Origin of the sequence: Aromatoleum anaerobium, from assembly GCF_012910705.2 — a bacterium.
GTDB classification, from domain to species: domain Bacteria; phylum Pseudomonadota; class Gammaproteobacteria; order Burkholderiales; family Rhodocyclaceae; genus Aromatoleum; species Aromatoleum anaerobium.
Genome location: NZ_WTVG02000040.1, coordinates 802,880 through 818,629, shown reverse-complemented (window position 1 = coordinate 818,629; position 15,750 = coordinate 802,880). Strand labels below are relative to the sequence as shown.

The 15,750-nt window shown below is 68.1% G+C and carries 13 protein-coding genes; 7 read left to right on the top strand and 6 right to left on the bottom strand.

The genetic code is table 11. The features are described 5' to 3' along the window. The 6 genes from GO606_RS19335 to GO606_RS19310 all read right to left on the bottom strand — a co-directional run bounded on the left by GO606_RS19335 (position 1) and on the right by GO606_RS19310 (position 5,186). Positions 1-1,434: a cytochrome ubiquinol oxidase subunit I gene (locus GO606_RS19335; protein WP_169116785.1), complete on the bottom strand. Its 1,434-nt coding sequence runs from the start codon at positions 1,432-1,434 to the stop codon at positions 1-3. Between the two features lie 57 nt (positions 1,435-1,491). Continuing rightward, positions 1,492-1,875: a DoxX family protein gene (locus tag GO606_RS19330; protein ID WP_211166439.1), complete on the bottom strand. Its 384-nt coding sequence runs from the start codon at positions 1,873-1,875 to the stop codon at positions 1,492-1,494. A 138-nt stretch (positions 1,876-2,013) separates the two neighbouring features. Beyond that, on the bottom strand, positions 2,014-2,565 hold the full coding sequence (locus GO606_RS19325; RefSeq protein ID WP_211166440.1) for a chromate transporter: 552 nt from the start codon (positions 2,563-2,565) through the stop codon (positions 2,014-2,016). Beyond that, positions 2,562-3,101 (bottom strand): chromate transporter, encoded by a 540-nt coding sequence (locus GO606_RS19320; RefSeq protein WP_425532227.1) that lies wholly within the window; start codon positions 3,099-3,101, stop codon positions 2,562-2,564. The genes GO606_RS19325 and GO606_RS19320 overlap by 4 nt, the downstream gene beginning before the upstream one ends. A 170-nt stretch (positions 3,102-3,271) precedes the next feature. Next, complete coding sequence (locus tag GO606_RS19315; RefSeq protein ID WP_169116787.1) at positions 3,272-3,919, bottom strand: phosphoribosyltransferase; 648 nt, start codon at positions 3,917-3,919, stop codon at positions 3,272-3,274. Positions 3,920-4,121: 202 nt separating this feature from the next. Next, on the bottom strand, positions 4,122-5,186 hold the full coding sequence (locus GO606_RS19310) for an AraC family transcriptional regulator (protein WP_169116788.1): 1,065 nt from the start codon (positions 5,184-5,186) through the stop codon (positions 4,122-4,124). Between the two features lie 165 nt (positions 5,187-5,351). Here GO606_RS19310 and GO606_RS19305 point away from each other — a divergent pair, with 165 nt between their 5' ends. The 7 genes from GO606_RS19305 (at position 5,352) to GO606_RS19275 (ending at position 15,725) form a co-directional block, all read left to right on the top strand. Beyond that, the gene (locus GO606_RS19305) at positions 5,352-6,524 is read left to right on the top strand and encodes an isovaleryl-CoA dehydrogenase (protein ID WP_169116789.1); all 1,173 of its coding nucleotides are present in this window, start codon (positions 5,352-5,354) and stop codon (positions 6,522-6,524) included. After that, positions 6,524-8,131, top strand: a complete 1,608-nt coding sequence (locus GO606_RS19300; RefSeq protein ID WP_169116790.1) for a carboxyl transferase domain-containing protein — start codon at positions 6,524-6,526, stop codon at positions 8,129-8,131. Before GO606_RS19305 ends, GO606_RS19300 begins: the two co-directional genes overlap by 1 nt. A 12-nt stretch (positions 8,132-8,143) precedes the next feature. Continuing rightward, entirely contained in the window at positions 8,144-10,147 is a 2,004-nt protein-coding gene (locus tag GO606_RS19295; RefSeq protein WP_169116791.1) for an acetyl/propionyl/methylcrotonyl-CoA carboxylase subunit alpha, read from the top strand. A gap of 178 nt (positions 10,148-10,325) precedes the next feature. Beyond that, on the top strand, positions 10,326-12,014 hold the full coding sequence (locus tag GO606_RS19290) for an AMP-binding protein (RefSeq protein WP_169116792.1): 1,689 nt from the start codon (positions 10,326-10,328) through the stop codon (positions 12,012-12,014). A gap of 22 nt (positions 12,015-12,036) precedes the next feature. Continuing rightward, complete coding sequence (locus GO606_RS19285; RefSeq protein WP_169116793.1) at positions 12,037-12,951, top strand: hydroxymethylglutaryl-CoA lyase; 915 nt, start codon at positions 12,037-12,039, stop codon at positions 12,949-12,951. A 76-nt stretch (positions 12,952-13,027) separates the two neighbouring features. After that, positions 13,028-13,705 (top strand): glutathione S-transferase family protein, encoded by a 678-nt coding sequence (locus GO606_RS19280; protein WP_169116794.1) that lies wholly within the window; start codon positions 13,028-13,030, stop codon positions 13,703-13,705. Between the two features lie 19 nt (positions 13,706-13,724). Further along, positions 13,725-15,725: an acetoacetate--CoA ligase gene (locus GO606_RS19275; RefSeq protein ID WP_169116795.1), complete on the top strand. Its 2,001-nt coding sequence runs from the start codon at positions 13,725-13,727 to the stop codon at positions 15,723-15,725. The last annotated feature ends 25 nt before the right edge of the window (positions 15,726-15,750 follow it).

Sequence of the window (15,750 nt, the reverse complement as noted above, 5' to 3'; positions counted from 1 at the left end):
TCAGCCTCCGCTGCGCGTGGTGGCGATGTCGTCGGCCGCATCCGGGGCTGCCGACAGCGGTCGTGCCGGAGTGCGCGGCCGGCCCGGCCCGCCCGGCACCGGCTCCTTCCCTTCGTGCGTCACCGGTCCGTGCCCGATGAGGCGCAGCAGATAGACGGTGCCCGCGCCGAAGACGGCGAAATAGACGACAACGAAGAGCGCGAGCGTCGTCGCGAGCTGCCCGGCGCCGTGCGACGACACGCCGTCGGCGGTGCGCATCACGTTGTACACGAGCCACGGCTGCCGGCCGATTTCGGTCGTAAACCACCCGGCGAGCATCGCGACGAGGCCGGTCGGTCCCATCCATAGCGTGAATCGCAGCAGCGCGCGCGAGCGGAACAGCTCGCCCCGCCAGCGCGCCCACAGCGCCCACAGGCCGAGCGCGATCATCAGGAATCCCAGCCCCACCATGATGCGGAACGACCAGAACACGATCGTCGAATTCGGCCGGTCCTCGCGCGGGAACTCCTTCAGCCCGGGGAATTGGCCATCCCACGAATGCGTGAGGATCAGACTGCCAAGACGCGGGATATCGACCGCGAAGCGCGTCTCCTCGCGCTCCATGTCCGGCCAGCCGAACAAGGTCAGCGGCACGCCTTCGCCGGGCTTGTTCTCCCAGTGCCCCTCCATCGCGGCGATCTTCGCCGGCTGGTGCAGGAGGGTGTTGAGCCCGTGGAAATCGCCGACGACCGCCTGCAGCGGCGCGACGAAGAGCAGCATCCACATCGCCATTGACAGCATCTTGCGGATCGCGGGCGTGTCGCGGCCGCGCAGCAGATGCCATGCGCCGGACGCGCCGACGATCAGCGCAGTCGCGAGGAAAGCCGCGATGCCCATGTGGACGAGGCGATACGGAAACGACGGGTTCAGGATCACCGCGATCCAGTCCGTCGGCACGACGCGCCCATCGACGATCTCGTAGCCCGCCGGCGTCTGCATCCAGCTGTTCGACGCGAGGATCCATGTCGCCGACAGCAGCGTGCCGGCCGCGACCATCACTGTCGACAAAAAATGCAGGCCGGGCCCGACCCGCGTCCAGCCGAACAGCATGACGCCGAGAAAGCCGGCCTCGAGGAAGAACGCCGTCAGGACCTCATAGGCCAGCAGCGGCCCGGTCACGCCGCCGGCGAAATCGGAAAAATAACTCCAGTTGGTGCCGAACTGGTACGCCATGACGACGCCGGAGACGACGCCCATGCCGAAGTTGACGGCGAAGATCTTCGACCAGAAATGGTACAGGTCGCGGAACACCTCCCGCCCGGTGCGCAGCCACTGGCCTTCGAGCACGACCAGGTAGCTGGCGAGCCCGATCGTGATCGCCGGAAACACGATATGAAACGAGATCGTGAAGCCGAACTGGATCCGGGCGAGAAGCAGCGCGTCGATGTCCCACATGGTCGAGCCCCTTCAGCTTGTCGTCGGTCGCAACGAGGACAGGACCGGGTTCGCGTTCTAGGTCCGTCGCTGCCGCCACGCGTCGAGGCTGAATGCGCCGGGCCCGTGGACGCTCAGGACGAGGAAGCCGCCGGCGATCGCGAGGTTCTTCATGAACTGGATGACCTGCATCTGGTCCGCGAAATCAGTGTGGAAGAACGCCGCGGCGAGCAGGCAGAACACGGCCAGCCCGACCGCGGCGAGCCGCGTCAGCAGGCCGAACGCGATCGCGAGGCCGCCGCCGAGTTCGGCGAAAATCACCAGCGGCAACAGCGCGCCGCTCACGCCCATCGATTCCATGTACTGCTGGCTGCCGGCGTAGCCTTTGATCTTCCCCCAGCCGCTGAGGATGAAAATCAGCGCCAGCAGGAGACGCCCGGCCAGAACGGTGAAATCCTTCATCACTTGTTCTCCTTCGTGTCGTGGGTCCGGATCGTTCCTTATATTTAGACGACAAATCGGAGACTCACCGGCCCCAACCGCTTCGGCCCGGAGGGGCGCGCCCTGCAGATAAGGGGCGGGAGGCGGCTAAACCCGGGCCTACGCCCAGCCGAGCGCGCCGGCGACGGCGCCGAGGGCGATCAGCCAGATCGGCGCGAGGCGCGTGCGCAGCATCGCGACCACCGTTGCTGCGATCAGCACGATGCCGCCGACGCGGTGGGCCGGTTCGCGCACGAAAGGCAGCGCGAGCACCCAGCCGGACGAGAACATCAGCCCGACGGTGACCGGCGCGAGTCCGGCGGTGAACGCGCGCACCGCCGGCGTGTCGCGGCGCCGGCTGCCCCAGCGGCTGACGCCGAGCGACAGCAGCGTCGACGGCAGCAGGATGCCGACGAACGCAGCGGCGGCTCCGGGCAGACCCGCCACCTGAAAGCCGAGCACCGGCACGAACAGCACGTTCGGCCCGGGCGCCGCCTGCGCGAGCGCAATCGCGGTCGTGAAGTCCGCGTCGGTGAGCCAGCCGCGATCGTGCACGAGCAGGCGATGCATCTCCGGCGCCGTCGACATCGCGCCGCCGATCGACAGCAGCGACAGCGTCAGAAAGTGCAGGAAGAACTCCGGCAGGTCGGACAGCATGAAGGCCGCCGTCATGGCTGCCGCTCCTGCTGCGCGAGGCACCAGCGGGCGAGCCCCCAGGCGAAGACGCCGAACCCGATCACGACCCACGCCAGCGGTACGCGCAACACCGCGACGGCGACGAGCGTCGCCAGGCCGAGCAGCGCGCACAGCACGAGACCCATCGGGTTGCGCCGCAACGTGCCGAGCATCTTGAAGCCCATCGCCAGCATCAGCCCCGCGGCGACGGCGCCCATGCCGCGCAGCGCGCCGGCGACGAGCGGGTAATCGGAAAGCCGGTTGTAGCTCGCGGCGAGCACCAGTACCAGCACCAGCGGCGCGAGCAGCATGCCGCTGATCGCCGCGAATGCGCCGCGCCAGCCGAAGAAGCGGTCGCCGAGCATCAGCGACAGATTGACGACGTTGGGGCCTGGCAGCAGCTGCGCGAGCGAATACGCGGCGATGAATTCCTCTCGCGTCAGCCAGCCGCGGCGATCGACGAGTTCGCGCTGGGCGACCGCCAGCACGCCGCCGAAGCCCTGCAGCGCGAGCACGGTGAATGCGAGGAACAGATCGAGCGGCGAGCGCGGACCGGGACCGGCTGCGAGGGTCGCGATCGCGGGTTGCGGTGAAGTCAGTTTGGGCTCCGGCAGAGGGCGGCGGCGAGCGAAGGCGGGAGCTTAGCGCAAACGATGCTCCTGGCGCGCCCCCGCGGCGCGCTCCTCCCTGCGGGCGCCGCCTCTCAGTCGGCTGCCGGCGCCCCCGGTTTGGCACGAAACCGCTCGAGGCAGGCCACGACCTCGTCATCCTCGACCTGATCGAAGTTGCGATAGAACTGCCCGACGGCGTGGAAATTCGGCGGCGTGTACAGGCACACGACCTCGTCGGCGTAAGGCTTCACTTTTTCCACGCTCGCGGGTGCTCCGACCGGCACCGCGCAGATCAGCCGCTGCGGCCCCTTGCTGCGGACCGCGTGCAGTGCGGCGATCATCGTCGCCCCGGTGGCGAGCCCGTCGTCGACGACGATGACGATGCGCCCCGCGGGATCGACCGGCGGATGTCGCGGCGAATACGAGCGGCGCCGTTCCTTCAGGCGCTCGAGCTGCCGCGCGCGCTCGCCCTCCAGGTACTCCCCGCTGGCGGCATCGGGATCGGAGACGAACGACCAGCCGCTCTCGTCGATCGCCCCGACGGCGTATTCCGGCTGCCACGGCGCGCCGAGTTTGCGCACCAGCACGACGTCGAGGTCGGCCTGCAGGGCTTCGGCCAGGGCGGCGCCCATCGGCACGGCGCCGCGGGGAATCGCCAGGACCAGCGCGTGCTTTCCGCGCCAGGCGTCGAGTGCGTCGGCGAGGCGCTGCGCGGCGTCGATACGGTCGGCAAATAGCATGATTTCCTCCTTCCAGGCTTGCCGTGAGGTGCAACCCGGGCAGGCGGCGGATGGCGCGTGCGCCTGCCCGATCAGGCGCCTGTCCGCTGCGGCCGCGGCACGACGGTGATGTTGTTCAGCGTATGCGGGCGGAGCAAAAAAACAAGGGCGAGCGGTCCGTGGGCGGCGCCGCGAGCGCACGCTGCTGCCAGGCGTGCGGCTTTCAGCGCTTGGGCCGATCCTCGCCGAGCGCGACGCTCCGCTCCCGGAAAGCGCTTGGCGATTCGCCGGTCCATTGCCGGAAGGCGCGCGAAAAGCTCTTTTCGTTGCGGAAGCCCACGGCCAGTGCGATCTGCTTGATCGGCCGCGTGCTGCGGTGCAGCAGATCCGCGGCGTGCTCGCGCCGTGCCTCATCTTTGAGCCGCTGCAGCGACGCCCCTTCCTCCTGCAGCTGGCGATGGAGTGTGCGGGGCGATACGTGCAATCGTTCCGCCAGGCTGTCGGCCGTCGTGCCGGGCGCCAGGTCGCTGCACAGCAGCTGGCGCACGCGCTGCACCAGCAGCCGGTCGCGGCGGTACTGCAGCACCGTCAGCGGCAGCGCGCGCTGCAGCATCTGGCGCAACGCCTGTTCGTCGCGCCGCAGCGGCAGCGACAGGTATTGCGCGTCGAAGCTGATGCCTGCACGGTCGGCATCGAACGTGATCGGTCCCTGGAACAGCAGCGGATAGACGCCACGATGGGGCGGTGGCGGAAATGGAAAGCGCGCCGACAGCAACGGAATGCGCGAATCGATCGCCCAGCACGCGTAGCCGAGCAGGTAGCGCAGGCTCGTCAGGAGGCAGAATTCATGCATCTCGCCGAGGTAGCGGCGCACCTCGATCGTCAGGTCCACGACCGCTTGCGTCGCGTCGAGCCGCAGCACGATGTCGTCGGTCAGCAGGCGGTGGTGGCGGCACCAGCGCTTGAGCGCGACGCCGAGGTCGGGCGAACTCAGCGACGCCCGGCACAGCATGCCGTAGCTGCCCCACGGCAACCGGCGCGAGAACCAGCCGAGCGCCTCGTCGTCGAGTTCCTGCATCGCGACGCCGGACATGATCTCCATCTGCGCCGCGGTGACGCGTCCGTCCGGGTTCTCCAGCATCGCGGGTGGAATGTGCGCCTGTCGCAGCGCGTTGGCAGGATTGATGCCGTAGCGACGGTACGCGGCGACGATCGCGCGGATGAAAGCGATCGGTGTCGCAGCAAAGCCGCGCGTCGGGTCGGCAGGCGAAGGAAGCGGCGAAGGCATCGGGCGATGATAGAAGCGTTGGCACGATTTGCAACCATGTTGGCGCGTGACGCGCCGCGCGGCAGCCTACTCTAGTGCGATCACGACGATCTGCCGGGGGCGGTCTAAGCTTCTCCTGCGGACGTCCCGAACACGAAGCCACCACGACAGGAACGAGGAGACCCCATGCACATTCCGAGCCTCAACTTCAACCTCGGCGAAACAATCGAGATGCTGCGCGACACCGTCCAGGCTTTCGCCGCCGACCAGATCGCGCCGCGCGCGGCCGAGATCGACCGGGTGAACGAGTTCCCGGCCGACCTGTGGAAAAAGCTCGGCGAGCTCGGCCTGCACGGCATGACCGTCGAGGAAGAATACGGCGGCACGAACATGGGCTACCTCGCGCACATCATCGCGCTCGAGGAAGTTTCACGCGCGTCGGCGTCGGTCGGCCTGTCGTATGGCGCACACTCGAACCTGTGCGTGAACCAGATCCGCCGCAACGGCAACGCCGCGCAGAAGAGGAAATACCTGCCGAAGCTCATTTCCGGCGAGCACGTCGGCGCCCTGGCGATGAGCGAGCCCAACGCCGGGTCGGATGTCGTGTCGATGAAGCTGCGCGCGGACAAGCGCGGCGATCGCTACGTGTTGAACGGCGCGAAGATGTGGATCACCAACGGCGGCGACGCCGATACACTGGTCGTCTATGCGAAGACCGACCTCGACGCGGGGCCGAAGGGGGTCACCGCGTTCATCGTCGAGAAAGGCATGAAAGGCTTCACGCATGGCACGCACCTCGACAAGCTCGGCATGCGCGGCTCGAACACTTTCCCGCTGTTCTTCGACGACGTCGAGGTGCCGGAAGAAAACGTGCTCGGACAAGTCGGCGGCGGCGTCAAAGTGCTGATGAGCGGCCTCGACTACGAGCGCGCCGTGCTGTGCGGCGGGCCGCTCGGCATCATGGCCGCGTGCATGGACGCCGTCGTTCCCTTCATCCACGAGCGCAAGCAGTTCAATCAACCGATCGGCGAATTCCAGCTGATGCAGGGCAAGCTCGCCGACATGTATTCGACGTGGATGGCGACGCGCGCCTACGTCTATGCGGTCGGCCAGGCCTGCGACCGCACGGACCACTCGCGCACTCTGAGGAAGGACGCCGCCGGTGCGATCCTGTATTCGGCCGAGAAGGCGACGTGGATGGCCGGCGAGGCGATCCAGGCGCTCGGCGGCGTCGGCTACACGAACGAATACCCGGTGGGCCGGCTGTGGCGCGACGCGAAGCTGTACGAGATTGGCGCCGGCACGAGCGAGATCCGCCGCATGCTGATCGGGCGCGAGCTGTTCGCGGAGACCGCGTGATGTCGGTGCTCAAGTCCAGCATCAACCCCCGCAGCGACGAGTTCCGGGCGAACGCCGCGGCTCTGCGCGGCCTCGTCGCGGACCTGCGCGACAAGGCCGCCGAAGTGAGCCGCGGCGGCGGCCCGGCAGCGTGTGACAAGCACACCGCGCGCGGCAAGCTCCTGCCGCGCGACCGCGTCAACCATCTGCTCGACCCGGGTACGCCGTTCCTCGAGATCGGCCAGCTCGCGGCCTGGGGCATGTACGACGGCGACGCCCCGTCGGCCGGCGTGATCGCCGGCATCGGGCGCGTCAAAGGGCTCGAATGCATGATCGTCGCGAACGACGCGACGGTGAAAGGCGGCAGCTACTTCCCGATGACGGTGAAGAAGCACCTGCGCGCGCAGGAGATCGCGCAGATGAACAACCTGCCGTGCATCTACCTCGTCGACTCGGGCGGTGCGAACCTGCCGACGCAGGACGAAGTGTTCCCGGACCGCGAGCATTTCGGCCGCATCTTCTACAATCAGGCGAACATGTCGGCGCTCGGCATCCCGCAGATCGCGGTGGTGATGGGCTCGTGCACCGCCGGCGGCGCGTACATGCCGGCGATGAGCGACGAGACGGTGATCGTCAAGAACCAGGGCACGATCTTCCTCGGCGGCCCGCCGCTGGTGAAGGCGGCGACCGGCGAAGTCGTCACCGCTGAGGATCTTGGCGGCGGCGACGTGCATACGCGCATCTCCGGCGTCGCCGACCACCTCGCCGAGAACGACGCGCACGCGCTGTACATCGCGCGACGCATCGTCGCGAACCTGAACCGCGTCAAAGAGGTCGGCATGAAGCTCGGCGGCGGCGACGAGCCGCTGTACGACCCGGAAGAGATCTACGGCATCATCCCGAGCGACACGCGCAAACCCTACGACGTGCGCGAAGTCATCGCGCGCGTCGTCGACGGCTCGCGCTTCGACGAATTCAAGCCGCGCTACGGCACGACGCTCGTGACCGGCTTCGCGCAGCTCTACGGTTACCCGGTCGGCATCGTCGCGAACAACGGCATCCTGTTCGGCGAATCGGCGCAAAAAGGCGCGCATTTCGTCGAGCTGTGCGCGCAGCGCCGCATCCCGCTGATCTTCCTGCAGAACATCACCGGCTTCATGGTCGGGCGCAAGTACGAGAACGCCGGCATCGCGAAGGACGGCGCGAAAATGGTCACCGCGGTCGCGACCGCGCAGGTGCCCAAGCTGACGATGATCATCGGCGGCAGCTTCGGCGCCGGCAACTACGGCATGTGCGGCCGCGCATACTCGCCGCGCTTTCTGTGGATGTGGCCGAACTCGCGAATATCCGTGATGGGCGGCGAGCAGGCGGCGAGCGTGCTGGCGACGGTGCGCCGCGACGGCATCGAGGCGAAAGGCGGCACGTGGAGCAAGGAAGACGAAGAAGCTTTCCGCGCGCCGATCCGCGAGCAGTACGAAGTGCAGGGCCACCCCTACTACGCGACCGCGCGCCTGTGGGACGACGGCGTCATCGACCCGGCGCAGAGCCGCCGCGTGCTCGGACTTTCGCTGTCGGCAACGCTGAACGCGCCGATCCCGCAGACGAAGTTCGGCCTGTTCCGGATGTAAGGGGAGACAACAATGTTCGAAAAGATCCTCATCGCCAATCGCGGCGAGATAGCCTGCAGAGTCATCAAGACTGCGCGCCGCATGGGCATCCGCACCGTCGCGGTCTACTCCGAAGCCGACGCGAACGCGCGCCACGTGCGCCTCGCCGACGAGGCGGTGCTGATCGGCCCGGCGGCGGCGAAGGAGAGCTACCTCGTCATCGAGCGCATCATCGCCGCGGCGAAGCAGACCGGCGCGCAGGCGATCCATCCCGGCTACGGTTTCCTGTCCGAGAACGAGGAGTTCTGCGACGCGTGCGACCGGGAAGGCATCGTCTTCATCGGCCCGCCGGTGACGGCAATCCGCGCGATGGGCTCGAAGTCCGAAGCGAAGAAGCTGATGGAGCAGGCGGGTGTGCCGCTGACCCCCGGCTACCACGGCGACAACCAGGAGCCCGCCTTCCTGCACGAGCAGGCCGACCGCATCGGCTACCCGGTGCTGATCAAGGCCGCGGCCGGCGGCGGCGGCAAAGGCATGCGGCTCGTCGAGCGCTCCGACGACTTCGAAGCGGCGCTGGCGTCGTGCAAGCGCGAGGCGGCATCCAGCTTCGGCGACGAGCACGTGCTCGTCGAGAAATACGTGACGCGCCCGCGTCACATCGAGATCCAGGTGTTCGGCGACACGCACGGCAACTGCGTCTACCTCTTCGAGCGCGACTGCTCGGTGCAGCGCCGCCATCAGAAAGTGCTCGAGGAAGCGCCCGCCCCCGGCATGACGCCCGAGCGCCGCGCGGCGATGGGGCAGGCCGCGGTCGAGGCGGCGAAAGCGGTCGGGTATGTGGGCGCCGGCACGGTCGAATTCATCGCGAACCAGGACGGCACGTTCTATTTCATGGAGATGAACACGCGGCTGCAGGTCGAGCACCCGGTCACCGAGATGATCACCGGCCTCGATCTCGTCGAATGGCAGCTCAGGGTCGCTTCGGGCGAGCCGCTGCCGCTCGCGCAGGAGCAACTCGAAATCCGCGGGCACGCCTTGGAGGCGCGCATCTACGCCGAGGATCCGGCGAAAGGCTTCCTGCCCTCGACCGGCAAGCTGCTGCATCTCGCGCCGCCGGCCGAAGGCCTGCACGTGCGCGTCGACACCGGCGTCGAGGAAGGCGACGAGATCAGCCCGTTCTACGATCCGATGATCGCGAAGCTGATCGTCTGGGACGAGAGCCGCGAGCAGGCGTTGGCGCGCATGCTGCAGGCGCTCGCCGACTATCGCGTCGTCGGCGTCGCGAACAACATCGAATTCCTGTCGCGGCTGACCGCGTGCCCGGCGTTCGCCGGCGCCGATCTCGATACCGGGCTCATCGAGCGCGAGAAGGCCTACCTGTTCCCCGAGAGCGAGACGACGCCGGACGCGGTCTGGCTCGTCGCCGCGCTCGGCGAACTGCTGCGCGAGGCGACGTGGGCCGAAGACGCTGCGCGCCGCGGCTGCGATCCCGTTTCGCCATGGCACGCCCGCGACGGCTGGCGGCTCAACGCGACGGCGAATCGCGGACTGATCTTCCGCCTCGGCGACGTGCAGAAGACGGTCCAGGTCGCGTATCGCGGCGACCGCTACACGCTGACGGTCGACGGCAGGTCGGCCGAGGCGCGCGGGCGGGTCAATGAACGCGGCCGGCTGCGCGTCGAGCTCGACGGCACGCGCATGGACGCGACAGTCATCACCGCGGGGCGGATGCGCCACGTGTTCCTGCATGGGCGCAGCTGGCAGCTCGCGAACGTCGATCCGCTGCATTACGCCGGTGAAGGCGGTGGCGCCGAAGGCGGGCTGCTCGCGCCGATGCCGGGCAAGGTCATCGCGCTGCTCGCGGAAGCCGGCGCGAAGGTCGCGAAAGGTGCGCCGCTCCTGATCCTCGAAGCGATGAAGATGGAGCACACGATCAACGCGCCGGCGGCGGGCACCGTCAAGGCTTACCGTTACGCCGTCGGTGACCAGGTCGGCGACGGCGAGGAGCTCGTCGAGTTCGAGCCCGAGAAGGGCTGACGCGGCGCGGCCGGAGCAACGTCGCGTAGGGCGGAAAAGCGCAGCGCCTTCCGCCAGATGGCGGCGGGTAACGGCACAAGCGTGGCGGATAACGCCTTCGGCTCATCCGCCCTACCTGTGAGCCCAGCGGCTCGGGTCGCCGCGGCAAGAAAACCGGTAATTTGGAGGAGAGAGACACATGACGCAGTTGAGCTACGTCCACGGCGCATCCGCAAAAACGCTGATCGGCCAGACGATCGGCCGCTTTTTCGACGAGGCGTGCGAGCGCCACGCGCAGCGCGAGGCGCTCGTCGTGCGCCACCAGAACGTGCGGCTGACCTATGCCGAGCTAAAGCTGAAAGCCGATGCGCTCGCGTGCGCACTGATGCGCCTCGGGCTCGCCGCCGGGGATCGCGTCGGCATCTGGTCGCAGAACAATCTCGAATGGGCGCTGACGCAGTTCGCGACCGCGAAAGCGGGCCTCGTGCTCGTCAACATCAACCCTGCGTATCGCCGCAGCGAACTCGAATACGCGGTGAACAAGGTCGGCTGCCGCGCGCTGGTGCTGTCGCCGTCATTCAAGGGCAGCGACTACCTCGCGATGCTCGCCGACCTCGCGCCGGAGCTTGCCGACTGCGAGCCGGGCGCCCTCGAAGCCGCGCGGCTGCCGTCGCTGAACTGGGTCATCCGCATGGGCGCGGAGAAGAGCGCCGGGATGCTGAACTTCGACGACCTGCTCGCGCCGCCGTCGCGCGACGAGCTCGTCGAGCTCGCGGTGCGCGGTGAAACGCTGCAGTTCGACGACCCGATCAACATCCAGTTCACGTCCGGCACCACCGGCCAGCCGAAAGGCGCGACGCTGTCGCATCACAACATCCTCAACAACGGCTTCTTCGTCGCCGAAGCGATCCGCCTCGTCGAAGGCGACCGGCTGTGCATCCCCGTGCCGCTGTACCACTGCTTCGGCATGGTCATGGGCAACCTCGGCTGCGTGACGCACGGCGCGACGATGGTCTATCCGTGCGAAGCGTTCGAACCGCTTGCGGTGCTCGAGACGCTCGCCGAGGAGCGCTGCACCGCCGCGTACGGCGTGCCGACGATGTTCATCGCGATGCTCGATCACCCCCGGTTCGGCGACTTCGACCTCACGCGCCTCAGGACCGGCATCATGGCCGGCAGCCCGTGCCCGATTGAAGTCATGAAGCGTGTCATCGACCGAATGAACATGCGCGAAGTGACGATCGCGTACGGCATGACCGAGACGTCGCCGGTGAGCTTCCAGAGCGGCACCGGCGATCCCGTCGAGCGGCGCGTGTCGACGGTCGGCCGCGTCCAGCCGCATCTCGAAGTCAAGATCGTCGACAACGACGGACGCATCGTGCCGCGCGGCGTCGCCGGCGAGCTGTGCACGCGCGGCTACTCGGTGATGCTCGGCTACTGGAACGACGTCGACCGGACGCGCGACGCGATCGACGCCGCCGGCTGGATGCACACCGGAGACCTCGCGACGATCGACGACGAGGGCTACTGCAACATCGTCGGCCGCATCAAGGACATGGTGATCCGCGGCGGCGAGAACCTGTATCCGCGCGAGATCGAGGAGTTCCTCTATCGCCACCCGAAGATCCTCGACGTGCAGGTCGTCGGCGTGCCGGACGCGAAGTACGGCGAGGAGCTGTGCGCGTGGATCATCGTGCGCGACGGCGAAGAGCTCAGCGCCGACGAGGTCAGAGCGTTCTGCCAGGGCCAGATCGCGCACTACAAGGTGCCGCGCTACATCAAGTTCGTCGACGCCTTCCCGATGACGGTGACCGGCAAGATCCAGAAGTTCCAGATCCGCGAGCAGATGAAGCGCGAGCTCGGGCTCGACGAGGCGCGCACCGCGTGACGACCACGACGAGGGACAAGTCATGAAGCTGCCGAAAGCGGTGAAGATCGTCGAAGTCGGTCCGCGTGACGGCCTGCAGAACGAGAAGCAGGTCGTCGCGACGGACACCAAAGTCGAACTGATCGCGCGGCTCGCCGACGCCGGCCTGAAGGCGATCGAGGCGACGTCGTTCGTGTCGCCGAAATGGGTGCCGCAGATGGCGGACAACGCGGCAGTCATGGCGCGGATCGCGCGCCGGCCGGGCGTTGCCTACCCGGTGCTGACGCCGAATCTCAAAGGCTTCGAAGCGGCGCTCGCCGCCGGCGCCGACGAGGTCGCGGTGTTCGGCGCGGCCTCCGAGTCCTTCAGCCAGAAGAACATCAACTGCTCGATCGCCGAATCGCTCGCGCGCTTCGAGCCGGTCATGGACGCAGCGAAGGCGGCCGGCGTGAAGGTGCGCGGCTACGTGTCGTGCGTGCTCGGCTGCCCGTACGAAGGGGAAATCCGGCCGGAAGCGGTCGCGCTCGTCGCCGGCACGCTGTTCGAGATGGGCTGCCATGAAGTGAGCCTCGGCGACACGATCGGCACCGGCACGCCGGTCAAGACGCAGCGCATGCTCGAAGCGGTGATGCGCCGCGTGCCGGTCGCGCGGCTCGCCGGCCACTACCACGACACCTACGGCATGGCGATCGCGAACATCTACGCGTCGCTCGAACTCGGGCTGGCGGTGTTCGACGCGTCGGTCGCGGGCCTGGGTGGCTGCCCGTACGCGAAAGGCGCCTCCGGCAACGTCGCGACCGAGGACGTCGTCTGGCTGCTGAACGGACTCGGCATCGAGAGCGGTGTTAATCTCGACCGGCTCGTCGACACCGGCGCATGGATCAGCGGCGTGCTCGGGCGCGAGCCGGCCTCGCGCGTGTCACGCGCATTGCGCGCAGGCTGCGCGGCGGCGGGGTAACAGAACAGTGCGGTGGCCGGGCGACGCGCCCGCCGCAGTCCTGCCGCCCCTACACGACTTCAGGAGCCGAATACCGATGACGATGACCCTCTACCATTGCCTCAGCGCACGTTCGTTCCGCCCGCTGTGGATGCTCGAAGAGCTCGGGCTGCCGTACGAGCTGAAGGTGCTGCCGTTTCCGCCACGACAAGAGGCCGAGCCGTATCTCGAAGTCAATCCCCTCGGTACGATCCCGGCGTTCTTCGACGGCGACACGCGCCTGACCGAATCGGTGGCGATCTGCCAGTACCTCGCGGCGCGCCATTCGCCGCGGCAAGTCGACGTCGGGACCGACGAGCCGGCGTTCGGCGCGTATCTGAACTTCCTGCATTTCGGCGAGGCAACGCTGACGTTCCCGCTGGCGCTGATCCTGCGCTACAGCCGCTTCGAGCCGCCGGAACGCCGGCTGCCGCAGGCGGCCGAAGACTATACGCGGTGGTTCCTGTCGCGGCTGCGCACGCTCGAGCCGCTGCTCGAGCATCAGGAATATCTGTGCGCCGGCCGCTTCACTGCGGCCGACGTGTCGGTCGGCTACGCGCTGCTGCTCGCCGACGACATCGGGCTTCGGGACCGCTTCAAGCCGGCGACGCTCGCGTATTGGCAGCGCCTGCAGGCGCGCGACGGATTCCGACGGGCGCTCGCGGCGCAGCAGCGCGCGGCGCTCGAGCAGGGCGTGGCGCCGCAACCGGTCGCCCAGTCGAGCGGCCCGTTCTGAACGAGGAGACAGAAAAGAGATGACAAACAACGAATCCGGCGCTCGGCCGCTGTGGACGCCGCGGCCCGAACAGATCGCGGCGACCGGCATCGCCGCCTTCACGGAATGCGCCCGCGCCGCGACCGGCCTGCCGCTCGCCGACTACGCGGCGCTGCATGCGTGGTCGGTCCATTCGCCGGCCGCGTTCTGGCGCGAAGTGTGGGATTTCGGCGGCGTCATCGGCGAGCAGGGCGAGCGCGGCCTGATCGACGCGGAACGGATGCCCGGCGCGACCTGGTTCCCCGATGCGCGACTGAACTTCGCCGAGAACCTGCTGCGCGACAGCACGAATCCGCAGGCGCTCGTGTTCCGCGGCGAGGACCGGCTCGAGCGGCGCATGACGCGCGCCGAACTGCGCATCGAGGTCGCGCGCTTCGCGGCCGCGTTGCGCGCGCTCGGCATCAAGGAGGGCGACCGCGTTGCCGCGTTCATGCCGAACATGCCCGAGACGCTCGTCGCGATGCTCGCGGCCTCGTCGATCGGCGCGGTGTTCACGAGCGCGTCGCCCGACTTCGGCGTGCAGGGCGTGCTCGACCGCTTCGGCCAGACCGAGCCGAAGCTGCTGCTTGCGTGCGACGGCTACTGGTACGGCAGCAAGGCGATCGACGTGCGCCCGAAGCTCGCCGAGCTGGCCCCGCAGCTGCCGAGCGTCGCGCGGCTCGTCGTCGTGCCCTACCTTGCGGCCGGCGTCGCGCTCGATCTTTCGGGCGTGCCCGGCGCGGTGTCGTATGACGACTTCGTCGCCCCGCACCTCGCGGCGACCGAACCCGAATACGTCCGCCTGCCGTTCAACCATCCGCTGTACGTGATGTATTCGTCGGGCACGACCGGCGTGCCCAAATGCATCGTGCACGGCACCGGCGGGACCTTGCTGCAGCACCTGAAGGAACACAAGCTGCACACTGACGTGCGCGAAGGCGACCGCCTGTTCTACTTCACGACCTGCGGCTGGATGATGTGGAACTGGCTGGTCTCGGGCCTGGCCTGCGGCGCGACGCTGATGCTGTACGACGGCAATCCTTTCGTGGGAGGGGTGGGCAATGAGGGCCGCCTCCTGTGGGACTACGCGCAGGCCGAGCGCTTCACGCATTTCGGCACGTCGGCGAAATACATCGAGACGCTGGCGAAAGGCGACGTGCGCCCGGGGCAGTCCCACGATCTTTCCGCACTGCGCGCGGTGCTGTCGACCGGCAGCCCCTTGGCACCGCAGAGCTTCGACTTCGTCTATGAATCGATCAAGCCCGACATGCAGCTCGCGTCGATTTCCGGCGGCACGGACATCATCTCGTGCTTCGTGCTCGGCAACCCGACGCTGCCGGTGTGGCGCGGCGAGATCCAGTGCATCGGCCTCGGCCTCGCGGTCGAAGTGTGGGACGACGACGGCCGCCCGGTGGTCGGCGAGAAAGGCGAGCTCGTCTGCCGCAAGCCGTTCCCGAGCATGCCGATCGGCTTCTGGAACGACCCGGACGGGGCGAAGTACCGCGCCGCGTATTTCGAGCGCTTCCCGGGCGTGTGGTGCCACGGCGATTTCTGCGAGATCACCGCGCACGGCGGCCTGATCATCCACGGCCGCTCGGATGCGACGCTGAACCCGGGCGGCGTGAGGATCGGCACGGCCGAAATCTACCGCCAGGTCGAGAAGCTGCCGGAGGTGCTCGAATCGATCGTCATTGGCCAGGACTGGCCGCCGGAGGCGCCGACCGACGTGCGTGTCGTGCTGTTCGTGCGGCTCGCCGAAGGCGTCGTGCTCGACGACGCGCTCGTCGCGCGCATCCGCCAGGCGATCCGCGACAATGCGACGCCGCGCCACGTGCCGGCGAAGATCGTCCAGGTCGCGGACATCCCGCGCACGAAGAGCGGCAAGCTCGTCGAACTCGCCGTGCGCAACGTCGTGCACGGGCAGCCGGTGAAGAACATCGAGGCGCTGGCGAACCCGGACGCGCTCGAGCAGTTTCGCGATCGCGCCGAACTTCGCGCCTGAGGTCCGCCGCCGGGCGACCCGCGCT

Bases quoted from the DNA above. Each gene is read 5' to 3' on its own strand.
- GO606_RS19335 (WP_169116785.1), bottom strand. From the start codon at position 1,434: ATGTGGGACATCGACGCGCTGCTTCTCGCCCGGATCCAGTTCGGCTTC.
- GO606_RS19330 (WP_211166439.1), bottom strand. From the start codon at position 1,875: ATGAAGGATTTCACCGTTCTGGCCGGGCGTCTCCTGCTGGCGCTGATT.
- GO606_RS19325 (WP_211166440.1), bottom strand. From the start codon at position 2,565: ATGACGGCGGCCTTCATGCTGTCCGACCTGCCGGAGTTCTTCCTGCAC.
- GO606_RS19315 (WP_169116787.1), bottom strand. From the start codon at position 3,919: ATGCTATTTGCCGACCGTATCGACGCCGCGCAGCGCCTCGCCGACGCA.
- GO606_RS19310 (WP_169116788.1), bottom strand. From the start codon at position 5,186: ATGCCTTCGCCGCTTCCTTCGCCTGCCGACCCGACGCGCGGCTTTGCT.
- GO606_RS19305 (WP_169116789.1), top strand. From the start codon at position 5,352: ATGCACATTCCGAGCCTCAACTTCAACCTCGGCGAAACAATCGAGATG.
- GO606_RS19300 (WP_169116790.1), top strand. From the start codon at position 6,524: ATGTCGGTGCTCAAGTCCAGCATCAACCCCCGCAGCGACGAGTTCCGG.
- GO606_RS19295 (WP_169116791.1), top strand. From the start codon at position 8,144: ATGTTCGAAAAGATCCTCATCGCCAATCGCGGCGAGATAGCCTGCAGA.
- GO606_RS19290 (WP_169116792.1), top strand. From the start codon at position 10,326: ATGACGCAGTTGAGCTACGTCCACGGCGCATCCGCAAAAACGCTGATC.
- GO606_RS19285 (WP_169116793.1), top strand. From the start codon at position 12,037: ATGAAGCTGCCGAAAGCGGTGAAGATCGTCGAAGTCGGTCCGCGTGAC.
- GO606_RS19280 (WP_169116794.1), top strand. From the start codon at position 13,028: ATGACGATGACCCTCTACCATTGCCTCAGCGCACGTTCGTTCCGCCCG.
- GO606_RS19275 (WP_169116795.1), top strand. From the start codon at position 13,725: ATGACAAACAACGAATCCGGCGCTCGGCCGCTGTGGACGCCGCGGCCC.